Here is a 14,928-nt window from a genome sequence, read left to right on the forward strand (position 1 = left end):
GATTGATGTAAAATAAACCCTTCATGATTGAAGGGTTTATTTATTAATGGCAGTGGTAGTTGCCAGTGCTACGCTGAGTGTGACAACCTTTTGAATATGTACCACCTGAGTGAGCAAAAGCCTAAGACGTACATAGCATGCTAGAAAAAATACATACGACATTTATTAAAATTCGTTTTTTCAATTTAATTTTTCCCACATAGATAATTTAAATCTTTAAATCATCAGACTTTATTTTGTAACTTGAGCACAAGATGATTTCAAAGATAATTTTTTCTATCAATTTGAGCATTTGAGCTGATCAGGCTTGGTATTTTATTTTTTATGCATTGCTTCTCACAAAATAACGCTCGATTCAAAATCAACCACATGGCATAGTTTGCTCAGGATTTTTCAAAAATAAAGCATGGTCTATGAGCTTAAACACGCAAATATTGATTGCCGCAATTTTAGGTGTCGCTTTTGGTTTCTTTTTAAATTTATATCCAGAAACTTCATTTTTTGATGGAAGTATTTATGGATTGAGTATTGCCAGCAGTATTTTTATTGGCTTACTCAAACTGTTATTAATTCCTTTAATTTTTAGCTCAATCGTGGTGGGTGTGTCCAATTTACAGTCTGGCGGTCAATTGAGCCGGACATGGAAAATTACCTTAGCTTGTTGTGTAACCACCACCACCTTGGCACTGATTTTAGGATTGACCTGTGCGCATATTTTCCAAGTCGGGAAAGGAGTAGATATCGCTTTATTCCAAGATGCCATGGCACAACATCAAACCCCAGATACTTTGACGCCATCATCATTTTTCACCAACTTCATTCAAAACACATTGATCAATCCATTTAAGGCTTTTGCTGAAGGCAATGTATTGGCGGTGGTGGTATTCGCACTCATGGTGGGTGTGGCACTGGTGAAAGGTGGGGAAAAATTCAATACAGTTCGCAATTTAAGTCAGCAATTTTTTGAAATTATGATGCTGATGATTGGTTGGGTCATGAAACTTGCGCCGATTGGTATTTTTGCGTTGTTAGCGAAACTCATTGCAACTGAGGATATTTCCGTCATTAATCGATTGGTCGAGTTCGCTGTGGTCGTAACAGGAACCACAATTTTTCATGGTGCAGTGGTGTTACCACTCTTACTCTGGATTTTTGGAAAAATGAGTCCTTGGACTTTTTTTAAAGGAACACGCACAGCGCTTATTACTGCATTTGCGACCAGTTCAAGTTCGGCAACCATGCCACTTTCAATGAAATGTGCACAGGAAAATCTAGGTGTACGTCCTCAAACTGCGGGTTTTGTGATTCCATTGGGTACACAGCTCAACATGGATGGTACAGCACTGTATGAAGCTGCTGCGGCACTGTTTATCGCCAATTTGATGGGGCTCGATTTAACGTTGGGACAACAACTGATTGTTTGTGCGACAGCAATGATTGCATCTTTGGGAGCACCTGGTATTCCGAGTGCAGGGATGGTGACCATGATCATGGTACTTCAATCTGTGGGACTGCCTGCTGAAGCCATTGCAATTTTAATACCGATCGATCGCTTACTTGATACAGTACGTACAGTGGTGAATGTTCAGGGGGATATGATGATTAGTGTGGTGGTCGATCGTTATACCAAACCTGATGATGCTGTTTTAAATACGCCATCGAGTTCATGATGAGATGAAAACAGATTAGATTTTTAGGCTCTTTAAATTATAAATTTAGATTATAAAGATTGTGTAAAAAAGCAGGCATCAAGCCTGCTTTTTTACATGAAATATGGAATCCAGTTTAAGCGATTTTCAATAATGCGCGTTTAGCTGCAGGGGAATTGTCCAGATAAGCAATTGCATCTTCAGTTTTCGCTTCATGTACGGGATCGTACCAAGGCGTTAGGTAACCCAATTGTTGTGAGACTAACCAAAGTGGATTAGGCAGTAAGCGGTTATTATCTTGTGAAATATTATACCATTCACGCCAGATCCAAGGCTTAAATACACTTGGTTTAATTGACTTAAAGCGTGGGTCTTGGCTCATGATATGTGCTGCGCCGTCGACCCAAAGACCTAGAACAGCAGCAATAACAATCACACTTTGATAATAACGAGCGATATAACCACCACCTAAATGTCGATATAAATCGAACGCTACGGTGCGATGCTCTATTTCTTCAGCACCATGCCATTTGACCAAATCAAGCATGGCAGGGTCTGCGCCTAACTTTTCCCAATACTTATTATAAAGGGCGTATTTACCAAGAACACAGGTCATATGTTCAACGGTTGCGATGACACCAAGACGGAATAAATCCCATTGATGTTCAAGAACTTTTGGGACGTTTAAACCCAAAGGTTGATCTGCTAGCATTTTGGTAAATAGAAAATCCATGACTTTCAAATTACGGCTGACATCAATATTTCGAACAGTCAGGTATTCTTTATTGGCTGAGGTATGTGCTTGCGCATGCATCGCTTCTTGGCGAATGAATGCTTTAACATCTTCTTTGAGTTTTTCATCTGTAATTTTTGGCAGCACTTTATTGTATAAACGACAGAACCAAAATTCGCCTGCTGGTAAAATCATATTAATTTCATTAATAAAATAACTGGCAAATGGTTGCTGTGGAATCCAATCTACAGGCGTGTCAGCCCATTCAAATTTTACTTTGCGCGGTTTAATGTGATACTTAATCGATGAGCCAAGCTTACTATTTTTTAACGCAGATAATAGTTTCATCACATTTTCCTAAATTATTGTTGTGATCTTCAAATTTAGTATAAAAAAAAGTCCCCATTTGTATTTAGCAATTGGGGACATTCATTTGTCTAAAAGGATTTTTTTTGTAATGACTTGTTATATCTACAACATTTTTTAAACGTGATTATGCTTTAGGCTCAATATTTGTGCCTGCTTGATCAACATCAACATCAACATCAACATCAACATCAACATCAACATCAACATCAACATCAACATCAACATCATCTATATCGTCAACATCTGAGTCTAGGTCGGATGCTTCAGGAATCTCAGCTAAATCAAATCCTGTTGGATTTTCAAGAGTGTAGTTCAAACGACCCGCCATCACACTTGCAAGCTCTTCTAAACCTTGTTTGTTTAACGATGAGAACAATTGAATCGAGAAATTTAACTTCATCTTTCTCAAGGTGCTTTTGACTTCTTGCAATACTTTTGATGCAGGACCACGGTTCAGCTTATCCGATTTGGTCAAAAGCACATGTACAAACAGTTTACGTGAATATGCCCATTCGAGCATCATCACATCAAAGTGTTGTAGTGGATGACGAATATCCATGAGCAACACCAAGCCTTGTAAGCTTTTACGATGAATCAAATAGTTTTCAAGTTCTTTTTGCCAAACAAGTTTCATGGCTTCAGGTACGGCAGCATAACCATAACCGGGTAAATCGACCAAACGCTGAATGGCATTGCCTAAACTAAAAAAGTTAATCATTTGGGTGCGGCCGGGGCGTTTAGATGCACGAGCCAATTGTTTTTGATTGGTCAAAGCGTTAATGGCACTGGATTTGCCTGCATTTGAGCGTCCTGCGAATGCCACTTCGTAGCCCAGATCTTCTACACAAATGCTGAGCTTTGGTGCGCTCATTAAAAATTCGGCTTTACGTAACCAATTTAAAGCTGAGACTGCATATTCCGTAATCGCAGGATCAACTTGTTTTTCGTAGCTAATCTTTTGTTTAGGCGCGTTTGATGTCTTGGCGTTCTTAGACTTTCCACTACTGCGATGCATAACTCAACTTCAATAAAATGATCTACAGCAGGCATTATAAAGGAAGTCTGTAAAGCAAGCGAATGAATGATCTGGTTTATTGTGAATTTGCAGGGCTGAATAGAAAAATCTGAAAATACATCATTAAAAAGAATAGGAAGCTGTGTTTCAGTAATAATAGTTTAGTTATATTAAATAATATTTATTATGATCACTTAGTGTGATAATCATGGGTGAGTATTAATCAGCATTCATAAATAGTTTGTGAATGAACTTTATTTCCCTATTAACTTTTTCTAATTTATATCAATTTATTTAACATTTTTCCAAGTGTATCACTCTGAATCTTAAAGTGAATTTTAGAGAGTGGTGCGATCAGAGGTATTTATGATTGTTCAAGAGAAACCTACACCAAGACAATCATCAATCTTAGTTAAATTATTAGCCATTGTATTCGTACTGTTCGGATTGCCTTTGCTAATTGGTGGGGGATACCTCATCAGTCTAAGTGGATCTTGGTATTATTTAATTGCAGGTCTTGCACTGATTGTTTCAGGCATTCAATTGTTTAGAAATAAAATGTCAGGTGCATGGATTTTTGCAGCACTATTCGTGGCTACATTGTTGTGGACAATCTGGGAAAGCGGTGCTCGCTTCTGGGGTTGGGTTCCACGTACAGCTGTTTTTGCGGTATTTGCCTTAGTTCTGGCATTGCTATTACCTAAAATTGAACGTGGTGCAAGCCGTAAAGTATCACTTGGTTTAAGTGGCTTTTTGGTTGTATGTTTCGTCATCGCAGGTATTTGTGCATTTACTCCACAGTTTTCATTCAAATCTGATGCCGCATTTCCAACGCAACCTTTAACAGCAGATACACGTGTCAATGATCCGACACAAGCGGATTCAGATTGGAAATATTATGGTCGTGATTCCAATGCCACGCGTTATTCACCCTTAAAGCAAATCAATGCTGAAAATGCATCGAAGCTTGAGCGTGCTTGGGTGTATCGTACAGGCGATTTGCCTCCTGCGGATAAATCCAATAAATGGGCAGCAGAACATACACCGATTAAAGTCGGTAATGGTTTGTATGTATGTAGTGCGACCAACAATATCAGTCGTATTGACCCGACCACAGGTAAAGAGATTTGGAAATTCAAATCTGGTGTTGAATACAAAAGTATTCCTTATACCGCTGCTTGTCGTGGTTTGACTTATTATGAATCTAAAGTAGTGCCATCAGGTCAGGCATGTCATAGCCGTATCGTTGTGGGAACTTTAGATATGCGTTTACTTGCTGTAGATACAGAAACAGGTAAAGCATGCGAAGGCTTTGGTGAGCATGGTCAAGTGAACTTGCTTAAAGGTATGGGTTATACCGTACCAAGCTTTGTGGCGATTACTGCACCGGTCAGTATTGTGAAAGACACCATTGTCACCAGTCAGGAAGTTAAAGATAACCAACGTCGTTGGGCGCCATCAGGTGTAACACGTGGTTATGACGCTGAAACAGGCGCATTCAAATGGGCTTGGGATGTGAATCGTCCGGGTCAAAAAGGTGAACCAAAAGAAGGCGAAGAATATAGCCGTGGTACACCAAACTCATGGACTGCATCAGTCGGTGATGAAAAACTTGGTTTAGTGTATATCCCAATGGGTAACTCGGCTGCCGATCACTATAGTGGCACACGAACCAAAGCTGAAAATGAAGTATCTTCAGCGGTGGTTGCTTTGGATGCACAAACAGGTGATGTACGTTGGGTGTTCCAAACCGTTCATAAAGATGTTTGGGATATGGACTTGGGTTCACAACCGACATTAATGGATTATCCTGATGCTTCGGGCAAGGCTGTTCCTGCAATGTTGATCCCGACTAAAATGGGTGAAACCTTCATTGTTAACCGAGTAACAGGGAAGCCACTGTCTAAAGTTGAAGAGAAAGCAGTTCCTGCGGGTGACTTAAAAGATGATACACGTTCTCCAACGCAACCGTTCTCCGTGGATATGCCACGTCTAGGTTTCCCAGATTTAACTGAGAAACAAATGTGGGGCTTATCACCACTGGATCAATTGGTTTGTCGTATTAAGTTTAAACAAGCCAACTACAATGGCATCTTTACGCCTCCAAGTATTTCTAAACCTTGGATCATGTATCCAGGTAACAACGGTGGTAGTGATTGGGGAAGCTATGCGTATGATGGCAACTCAGGTGTAATCATTGCGAACTGGAACAACACACCTATGTATGCTCAACTTTTAACACGTGAAAACGTAGAAAAAGATGGTGTGTATTCTTTAGATAGTCCGAAGTTTAATCCTAAAATCTTAAGTACCAAGCGTCCAATGGATGAAACGCCATATGGTTTAAATATCAGTCCGTTCTATAGCCCAACTAAAATGCTGTGTAGCGAACCACCGTACGGTATGATCTCAGCGATTGATTTACATACCAAAAAAGTGCTTTGGCAACATCCTTTAGGTACGGCTGAACGTAATGGTCCATTGAATTTGAAAACCTATTTACCAATCCAAATTGGTTTACCAAATAATGGTGGTCCAATCGTGACTGCGGGTGGTGTAGCCTTTGTTGCAGCAACCACAGACAATAAAATCCGTGCGATTGATATCAAAACAGGTAAAGAGCTTTGGCATGATGTCTTGCCTGCAGGTGGTCAAGCGACACCAATGACCTATTCACAAAATGGTGAACAATATCTTGTGATTATGGCGGGTGGTCATCACTTTATGAAAACCCCAGTAGGCGATTATTTGGTGGCATATAAGTTGCCTAAATAATCTTTAAAATAGAATTTTAAACAAACCATCTTGGTCTAGGCTGAGGTGGTTTTTTTATTGGCGTAGAAAATTGAGTTAAAAAAAGAAATGATAAAAAAATAAAAATTTAAAAGAATTAAAAAATTAAAGAAAAAATAGCCTTGTAAGAAAAATCACTAAAGATTCAGCAAAGGAATAGGGGATTGGCTAGAGACACTGTGCTGTGGTGATCGTGCCAAAACTTGTTGTAAGGTATATTGATCCAGTGTTTGGTAAAACTGTTCTACCGCTTGGTCTAAAATTCCTTTTAATCCGCAATGATTGCGTAACACACAGGGTGGGGTATTGCACTCCACAATTTGCGTATTGCCTTCTAAAATTCGGACAATGACGCCTAATTTTAAAGTCAGACTATTAGGATTTAAACGCATTCCACCACCTTTGCCGCGTGTGGTGATAATCCATTCTTGTTTCGCCATAAAATGGACAATTTTGACCAAATGATTTTCAGAAACTTGTAAATTTTCCGCAATTTCAGCAATCGTATAAGGTGTATCCCTGTCTTGAGAGATATACATCAGTACACGAAGTGCATAGTCGGAAAATTTATTGAGTTGCATAGAGGCTTCATATAAGGCGGTCTATGAAATCTTAGCCTGAAAATTAAGGAAATGGAAACTTTCAGGCCAAGTTTGATGCTAGAGCTTCAATAAATTTAATTTAGGATCAACGTTTTAATGGTGCTGAAACCTGTACAACATCACCAGCTTTGTATTGATTCAGCAGAATATTGGCAACAGAAAATGCTGTGCCGTTTTCTTCAGGTTTTACATCAAATGTATACACTAAATTATTTTGCGCTTCACTGAAGCTGAACTGTTGAGGTTGCTGAAGTGCTTGATTCGGCACGGCAACTTTGACTGAAATAAAGCTTCCAGCTTCTGCTGTGACAATGCTTTGATCATCTTGTGCTTTTAAGGTGAAACGTTTGCCATTTTCATGTTCTTCAATGTTGCTAATAACAAAGGCACGCCATCCAGCCCAGCCGCCATGTTGAGTAGCTAAGTTTTCATACTTTTGTTTTTCTACACCAATCAGAATATCTGCCAATTGGAAATAAGCCTCTTTCCATGCAGCAATCAAATCTGAATCCATGGGCACATCTAAAACTTCACTAATCGAATGCAGTAAGTTTTCACCGACAATGTTGTATTGTTCAGGTTGAATGTCGAGACTCACATGCTTGGTGGTGATATGTTCTACCGCCTTAGCCAATACGCTTGGATTTTCAATATTTTCTGCATAAGCCAAAACAGCAGCAGCAAGTGCACGAGGTTGGCGACCTGTACTTTGATGATCTAAGTTAAACACATTATTGAGTTCTGGGTGGTTTTTTAACATGCGCTGGTAGAAATAACTGGTGAGCGCTACGCCGTTTTCACGAAGAACAGGAACAGTGCTTTTTACGAGTTCAATATGCTGTGGATTCATGGCTTTGAATTCTATTTGATTAAAAGATGTATTTAAAATATACCTTTAAGTGGGTATTTACAACCCGTAAAAAATTAAATCCATAAAAAAATTATGGGATATAAAAATATCCCATCGTTTTTGCATTTATGATCTGTAAATCAAATGACTTTTTGGAAAGCTATTTTTTACCGAAAAGCGAACCGAGTAGACCACGCACAATCTTTTGTCCAGTAGAGCCACCTAAGCTACGTGCAGCACTTTTAGCAAAAGTCCCGACGGTGTCTTGAATAAGCTTTTCCCGTTGTTTAGCTGAACGTTCCGCTTCTTTTTGTTGCTCACGAGCGATACGTTCTTGCTCTTTCGCCTGTTGTTTGGCAAGGGCTTCTGCTTCTTTGGCTTGTTGTTTTGCCAGAGCCTCTTGTGCTTTGGCTTGTTGTTTTTCTTGTTCAGATTGAATCGCTTGCTGTTGACGTTCAGCCACTTTATTTTGAAGCTTCTCAAAAGCACTTTCTCGGTCTAGGCTCTGTTCATACACACCTGCAATGATGCTTTGATTCATCAAGCTCTTTCGTTCATCGATGCTAATCGGATTAAACGAAGAGTAAGGAGGCATCACCCAAGCGCGTTGTACAATTTGTGGAATCCCTTGTTCATCTAGGCAGCTGATCAGTGCTTCACCAACACCCAGTTCAGTAATCACTTGATCGACTTTAAACTCAGGATTGGTGCGGAAAGTGTCAGCAGCCGTTTTTACTGCCTTTTGATCTTTGGGGGTAAATGCACGTAAGGCATGTTGTACACGATTTCCCAGTTGCCCTAAAACACTTTCAGGTAAATCCAATGGGTTTTGAGTGACAAAGTAAATGCCAACACCTTTAGAGCGAATCAAACGAACCACTTGTTCGATTTTTTCTTGTAAAGCAGGGCTGGCATTATCAAAGAGTAAATGGGCTTCATCGAAGAAAAACACCAATTTGGGTTTATCCATATCACCGACTTCAGGCAATTGTTCAAACAATTCCGACAACATCCACAGCAAGAAAGTGGCATACAGTTTAGGTGTGTTCATCAGTTTATCTGCCGCCAGCAGATTGATTGAACCACGTCCTTGGCTGTCCGTTTGGATGAAGTCCATGATATTAAGCGCAGGCTCGCCAAAGAACTTGTCTCCGCCTTGGTCAGCCAAAGCCAATAAGTTACGTTGAATTGCACCTAAACTCGCAGGGGAGAGATTACCGTATTCGGCTTTAAATTCTGCTGCGTGTTCACTGACATAAGTCAACATGGCTTTTAAATCTTTAAAATCGATGAGCAATAATCCTTGATCATCGGCAATACGAAACACGGCTGAAAGCACACCTTCTTGCGTGTCATTCAAATTCAGCATTTGCGCAAGAAGTAATGGGCCAATTTCAGAAATCGTGGTGCGAATAGGATGTCCTTGCTCACCAAATAAATCCCAAAACACCACTGGATAGGATGTAAAGGGAACACTATCGATATTTAAGCTTTTGAGTCGATCTTCAAATTTTGGATTGCTTTCACCCGCTTTGGCTAGGCTAGATACATCACCTTTGGCATCGGCTAAAAATACAGGTACACCAATGCGAGAAAAACTTTCTGCCAAGACTTTGAGTGTTACGGTCTTACCTGTACCTGTCGCCCCAGCAATTAAGCCGTGACGATTGGCAAATTGGGAATATAAGACAACGTCTTGCTGTGTGTCGGTGGTTTTTTTTGCAATAATGATTGGTGTACCCATAAAGTTTCTGTCCTATTCTGTTTGTTGTATTGGTTGTTCGTACTTGTACTTTTGTAATTGCTTTAATGCATTTTCTATATCTTGTATTAAATCTTCAGGATGTTCTAGTCCTATACAAAAACGCACCAGTAAGCCTTGTTTTAAATGCTGATTTTCAAGCTGGCGCATGTCTTTTAAATGATAAAGCATCACTAAACTTACAGGACCACCCCAACTAAATCCGAGTTTAAATAACTTGAGTTGATCACAGAAATATCGAATATCAGTTAAATCATATTCTGGTTTAAAAATAACACTGACTAAACCTGCACTCAAACCTGATGTACAAATTTCTTTCCAGTATGAATGTCCAGCTGATGATTCATCTGCAGGGTGTAGCACTTGAACAAAATCATCTTGAGATTTGAGCCAGTCTAGAAGCGTTAAAGCACTTTTACATTGATGTTCGTAGCGAATTTGCATAGACGCAAGGCTACGTTGAACTTGTGCGGCATCATCACCTGAAATGGCAATCCCTTGAATCGCATGCATGCGGAATAACTGATGATGAAGCTTTTGATCACGGGTCAATACTGAGCCCATTAAAATATCACCACCACCGCTTGGGTATTTGGTGAGGGCATGAACACTGATATCTACGCTCAAATGTTCATCGCCAAAATCAAAAGCATTAAAGGCTAAGCCTGCACCCCATGTGTTATCTAAAGCCGTCAGAATTTTATGTTTTTGTGCTTTTTTGACGAGATTGATTAAATCTGGAAATTCTAAAGTCACAGAGCCTGCGGCTTCTAGCCAAATCAATTTTGCTTTTTCACTCGGGGTAAAGCTATCCACATCTATCGAATTATAAACTTTAACACTAATACCGTAACGTGATTCTAGATTACGCAAATGCTCCATATTTGGACCATAAATATTGTCTGAAACCCAGACCTCGTCACCATGATTTAAGAAACATGAATTGACTAAATTGATTGCTGAAAGTCCACTCGGTGCAAGCAGGCAGTAACGTCCACCTTCAATTTGAGCAATCTGGTCACCTAGGGTAAATGTCGTCGGTGTGCCATGTGTACCGTAGCTATAATCGTATTCATCTGTCCAGTGGCGATTGAATAATGCATTGGTATTTTCAAAAATAATCGTAGATGCACGATATAAGGGAGGTTGCACTGTAGCGATATATTGTGGTGCTTTACGTGGCGCGTGGATGAGACGTGTCTGAGGTTTATTTTTCACGTGATGGCTCGAGTTACATAAATTTCATATAGATAAGAAAAACATAATAACCAAGTTAAACAAAGCAATGAATTGTTTAAAAATTTAAATGATATGTCGGGTTGGCTTCATTTTTGCAAGGTAGTGCATACATGATAACAATATGGGTCAACTTTGATGAGAAAGTTAAACGTACATTATTTTCAGCATATTGCTGGCGAAGGATTCGGAAGTTGTTATGACTATTTAAAGTCGCTTGGTGCAAATATTACAGCTACAGAGTTTTTTGCACTACCTACTGATTTTGCTTTAGAAATTGAAGCATTACCCACTGTAGAAAACGTGGATTTATTGATCATTATGGGTGGCACAATGAGTGTCAATGATGAAGCTAATTTTCCTTGGCTGAAAATTGAAAAAAGATGGCTAAGGCGCTATTTGGCGCAAGGAAAACCTGCAATTGGGCTCTGTTTAGGGGGGCAACTCATTGCAAATACCTTGGGGGCAAAAGTATCTAGAAATCCTGAACAAGAATTGGGGTGGGTTAAAGTCTATAAATCAGAAGCGGTACCTGAACATTGTTTCAAATTTCCAGATGAAATAAAAGTTATGCAATGGCATAGCGAAACCTTTGAAATTCCGAAAGGGGCAATTCGTTTAGCTGAAAATCAGGTCTGTGCAAACCAAATGTATCAAATTGGGAAAAATGTCTTGGGTTTTCAGTTTCACCCTGAAATTATACCTAGAGTTTTAGAAGCATTTATAGAAGATGAAGAACAAGAACAGGTTTTTAATGGACCGTATGTTCAAAGTTTTGCGACATTGCGTAAAAGTAAAGCTGAAGATTTTAAGCCAGCAAATCAACTGTTAAATTCCGCAATTGACTATGTTTTAGGTGCATAATTTTTTTGAATGTTTTTTATGCAAAATGGTTACAAATAATTATCTAAAAATGAGATAAAAAACAAGAAATGGGTTTGCTTAATGGTTAAACAATCGCTATAATAAGCGACCCTTGAATATTGAGGGCTAAACAACAGAAGATGTTGTTTAGATCGTTACAGTTGTGGCATCGATCACGACCTTAGTGATTTTCACTGCCTTTGACACTTGCCTACTTTGTGGGGTGAGATGCGTCAGAGGTGATTCTTTATATACATTTGGCTTGGAGTTTACTGGTATGTCTAACCAGAGAATCCGTATCCGTTTGAAGTCTTTTGATCACCGTTTAATTGATCAATCTTCTCAAGAGATCGTAGAAACAGCAAAACGTACTGGCGCACAAGTTTGTGGTCCAATCCCGATGCCTACTCGCATCGAACGTTTTAACGTTCTTACTTCACCGCACGTAAACAAAGATGCGCGTGATCAGTATGAAATCCGCACTTACAAACGCTTGATCGATATCGTTCAACCTACAGATAAAACTGTTGATGCATTGATGAAATTAGATCTTGCTGCTGGTGTTGATGTTCAGATCGCTTTGGGTTAAGGCTTTCGGGTTAATTAACACTCTAAGTTAATTAAGCCGCTTTTTTAGAGGTTTATGCACATGGCTATTGGTTTAGTCGGTCGCAAGTGCGGTATGACACGTATCTTTACAGATGCTGGTGTTTCTGTGCCTGTTACAGTGATTGAGGTTGATCCTAACCGTATCACTCAAATCAAAACGCTTGAAACTGATGGTTATCAAGCGATTCAAATCACTACTGGTGAACGTCGCGAATCTCGCGTAACTAACCCTCAGAAAGGTCACTTCGCGAAAGCGGGTGTTGCTGCTGGTCGTTTAGTTCAAGAATTCCGTGCTACAGAAGCTGATCTTGAAGGTCGTGAAGTTGGCGGTACTATCGGTGTAGATTTGTTCGCAGTGGGTCAAATTGTTGACGTAACTGGTCAGTCTAAAGGTAAAGGTTTCCAAGGTGGTGTTAAGCGTTGGAACTTCCGTACTCAAGACGCTACTCACGGTAACTCATTGTCTCACCGTGTTGTAGGTTCTACAGGTCAAAACCAAACTCCTGGTCGCGTTTTTAAAGGCAAAAAAATGCCTGGTCACTTAGGTGCTGAACGCGTAACAGTTCAAGGTCTTGAAATTGTATCTATCGATGCTGAACGTTCAGTTCTCGTTGTTAAAGGTGCGATTCCTGGTGCTACTGGTGGCGACGTAACTGTTCGTCCTACGATCAAGGCCTGAGGGGAAATAACGTGAATTTAAATACTGTTTCCGGCTCTGCTGTTGAATTGTCTGAAGTTGCTTTCGGACGTGAGTTTAACGAAGCTCTTGTACACCAAGTTGTTACAGCTTACTTAGCTGGTGGTCGTCAAGGTTCTAAAGCTCAAAAATCACGTGGTGAAGTATCTGGCGGTGGTAAAAAACCTTTCCGTCAAAAAGGTACTGGCCGTGCACGTGCTGGTTCTATTCGTAGCCCTATCTGGGTTGGTGGTGGTAAAACTTTTGCTGCTCGTCCACAAGATTGGTCTCAAAAAGTTAACCGTAAAATGTACCGCGGTGCTATGCAATGCATCCTAGCTGAACTTGTTCGTCAAGATCGCTTAGTATTAGTAGAAGAGTTTGCTGTTGCTGCTCCAAAAACTAAAGAATTGCTTGCAAAACTTAACGACTTAAATGCAACTCGTGCATTGATCGTTACTGATGCTGTTGATGAGAACTTGTATCTTGCTGCTCGCAACATTCCACATGTAGATGTGGTTGATGCTGCTGCAATTGATCCAGTTAGCTTGATTGCGTTTGACAAAGTTGTTATGTCTGTAGCTGCTGCTAAGAAAATTGAGGTAGAACTCGGATGAACAACGAACGTATCTATCAAGTCCTACAAGGACCTGTATTCTCAGAAAAAGCTCAAGTTTTAGGTGAGACTGCTGGTGTTCAAGTATTTAAAGTTGCATTAAATGCAAACAAACTTGAAATCAAAAAAGCAGTTGAACAACTCTTTGGTGTAGAAGTTGTTAAAGTTAACACGACGATCACTAAAGGTAAGACTAAACGCTTTGGTAAAACATTAGGACGTCGTTCTGATGTTAAAAAAGCATACGTCACCCTGAAAGCTGGCCAAGATGTTGAAATGGCTGACTTGGGCGATACCGCTGAAAGCGCAGCGGAATAAGGACGAAATTTATGCCTATTCAAAAATGTAAGCCAACGTCTCCAGGACGTCGCTTTGTAGAGAAAGTCGTTCACGACCATCTTCACAAAGGCGCTCCATATGCACCGTTGGTAGAAGCTAAAAAACGTACTGGTGGTCGTAATAACAACGGTCACATTACTACTCGTCACGTTGGTGGTGGTCATAAACAGCACTACCGTATCGTTGACTTCAAACGTAACAAAGACGGCATCCCTGCTGTAGTTGAGCGTATTGAATACGATCCTAACCGTACAGCTCATATTGCTTTATTGAAATATGCTGACGGTGAACGTCGCTATATTATTGCACCTAAAGGCCTTCGCGCTGGTGATAAAGTACAATCTGGTAACGATGCTCCAATTCGTCCAGGTAACTGCTTGCCACTTCGCAACATGCCTATCGGTTCTACTCTTCACAACATCGAACTTAAAATCGGTAAAGGCGCGCAACTTGCTCGTTCAGCTGGTACTTCTGTTCAGTTGTTGGGTCGTGACGGTTCTTACGCTATCGTTCGTCTTCGTTCAGGCGAGATGCGTAAAATTCACGTTGAATGCCGTGCAGTTCTTGGTGAAGTTTCTAACCAAGAAAGCAACCTTCGTTCACTAGGTAAAGCTGGTGCATCACGCTGGCGTGGTGTTCGTCCTACCGTTCGTGGTATGGCGATGAACCCAGTAGACCATCCACACGGTGGTGGTGAAGGGCGTAACAAAGGTATTCAACCTGTAAGCCCATGGGGTCAAAAAGCTAAAGGGTACAAGACACGTACCAACAAGCGTACGACTAAGATGATCATTCGCGACCGTCGCGTTAAGTAA

14 protein-coding genes and 1 pseudogene are annotated in these 14,928 nt (G+C 40.2%); 8 read left to right on the forward strand and 7 right to left on the reverse strand.

Annotation, left to right across the window (positions count from 1 at the left end; all coding sequences use genetic code 11):
• Window positions 1-43 precede the first annotated feature (43 nt).
• Window positions 44-112: pseudogene (locus G8E00_RS16515) on the reverse strand (YHYH domain-containing protein); the annotation flags it as partial.
• A gap of 301 nt (window positions 113-413) precedes the next feature.
• On the opposite strand from G8E00_RS16515, the gene G8E00_RS02055 reads away from it, so the two are divergent.
• Entirely contained in the window at window positions 414-1,670 is a 1,257-nt protein-coding gene (locus G8E00_RS02055) for a dicarboxylate/amino acid:cation symporter (RefSeq protein ID WP_166221667.1), read from the forward strand.
• Between the two features lie 115 nt (window positions 1,671-1,785).
• Here G8E00_RS02055 and G8E00_RS02060 read toward each other — a convergent pair whose 3' ends face one another.
• Window positions 1,786-2,730: a metal-dependent hydrolase gene (locus G8E00_RS02060; protein ID WP_166008627.1), complete on the reverse strand. Its 945-nt coding sequence runs from the start codon at window positions 2,728-2,730 to the stop codon at window positions 1,786-1,788.
• A gap of 145 nt (window positions 2,731-2,875) precedes the next feature.
• Window positions 2,876-3,766: a ribosome biogenesis GTP-binding protein YihA/YsxC gene (gene yihA / locus G8E00_RS02065; protein WP_166221669.1), complete on the reverse strand. Its 891-nt coding sequence runs from the start codon at window positions 3,764-3,766 to the stop codon at window positions 2,876-2,878.
• A gap of 366 nt (window positions 3,767-4,132) precedes the next feature.
• Between yihA and G8E00_RS02070 the strand changes: the two genes are divergently transcribed.
• Window positions 4,133-6,541, forward strand: coding sequence for a membrane-bound PQQ-dependent dehydrogenase, glucose/quinate/shikimate family (locus G8E00_RS02070; protein WP_166221671.1), 2,409 nt, complete (start codon window positions 4,133-4,135; stop codon window positions 6,539-6,541).
• Between the two features lie 155 nt (window positions 6,542-6,696).
• Here G8E00_RS02070 and G8E00_RS02075 read toward each other — a convergent pair whose 3' ends face one another.
• The 4 genes from G8E00_RS02075 to G8E00_RS02090 form a co-directional block, all read right to left on the reverse strand.
• Window positions 6,697-7,140, reverse strand: a complete 444-nt coding sequence (locus G8E00_RS02075) for an RrF2 family transcriptional regulator (protein WP_166221673.1) — start codon at window positions 7,138-7,140, stop codon at window positions 6,697-6,699.
• A gap of 106 nt (window positions 7,141-7,246) precedes the next feature.
• Window positions 7,247-8,011 carry a globin domain-containing protein gene (locus G8E00_RS02080; protein WP_166221675.1) on the reverse strand — a complete coding sequence of 255 codons (765 nt, stop codon included), beginning with the start codon at window positions 8,009-8,011 and terminating at the stop codon, window positions 7,247-7,249.
• Between the two features lie 160 nt (window positions 8,012-8,171).
• Complete coding sequence (locus tag G8E00_RS02085) at window positions 8,172-9,755, reverse strand: helicase HerA-like domain-containing protein (RefSeq protein ID WP_166221677.1); 1,584 nt, start codon at window positions 9,753-9,755, stop codon at window positions 8,172-8,174.
• A 12-nt stretch (window positions 9,756-9,767) separates the two neighbouring features.
• Window positions 9,768-10,991, reverse strand: a complete 1,224-nt coding sequence (locus tag G8E00_RS02090) for a PLP-dependent transferase (protein ID WP_166221679.1) — start codon at window positions 10,989-10,991, stop codon at window positions 9,768-9,770.
• A 153-nt stretch (window positions 10,992-11,144) separates the two neighbouring features.
• Between G8E00_RS02090 and G8E00_RS02095 the strand changes: the two genes are divergently transcribed.
• The 6 genes from G8E00_RS02095 to rplB all read left to right on the forward strand — a co-directional run bounded on the left by G8E00_RS02095 (window position 11,145) and on the right by rplB (window position 14,928).
• Window positions 11,145-11,873, forward strand: a complete 729-nt coding sequence (locus tag G8E00_RS02095) for a type 1 glutamine amidotransferase (RefSeq protein ID WP_166221681.1) — start codon at window positions 11,145-11,147, stop codon at window positions 11,871-11,873.
• A gap of 277 nt (window positions 11,874-12,150) precedes the next feature.
• Entirely contained in the window at window positions 12,151-12,462 is a 312-nt protein-coding gene (rpsJ, locus tag G8E00_RS02100; protein ID WP_004725677.1) for a 30S ribosomal protein S10, read from the forward strand.
• 60 nt (window positions 12,463-12,522) lie between these two features.
• On the forward strand, window positions 12,523-13,161 hold the full coding sequence (rplC, locus tag G8E00_RS02105) for a 50S ribosomal protein L3 (RefSeq protein ID WP_166221683.1): 639 nt from the start codon (window positions 12,523-12,525) through the stop codon (window positions 13,159-13,161).
• A gap of 11 nt (window positions 13,162-13,172) precedes the next feature.
• Window positions 13,173-13,775: a 50S ribosomal protein L4 gene (rplD, locus tag G8E00_RS02110; RefSeq protein WP_166008618.1), complete on the forward strand. Its 603-nt coding sequence runs from the start codon at window positions 13,173-13,175 to the stop codon at window positions 13,773-13,775.
• Window positions 13,772-14,092: a 50S ribosomal protein L23 gene (gene rplW, locus G8E00_RS02115; RefSeq protein ID WP_166008617.1), complete on the forward strand. Its 321-nt coding sequence runs from the start codon at window positions 13,772-13,774 to the stop codon at window positions 14,090-14,092. The genes rplD and rplW overlap by 4 nt, the downstream gene beginning before the upstream one ends.
• 11 nt (window positions 14,093-14,103) lie before the next feature.
• Window positions 14,104-14,928, forward strand: coding sequence for a 50S ribosomal protein L2 (gene rplB / locus G8E00_RS02120; protein WP_166008616.1), 825 nt, complete (start codon window positions 14,104-14,106; stop codon window positions 14,926-14,928).

The organism is Acinetobacter shaoyimingii (genome assembly GCF_011578045.1).
GTDB lineage: Bacteria > Pseudomonadota > Gammaproteobacteria > Pseudomonadales > Moraxellaceae > Acinetobacter > Acinetobacter shaoyimingii.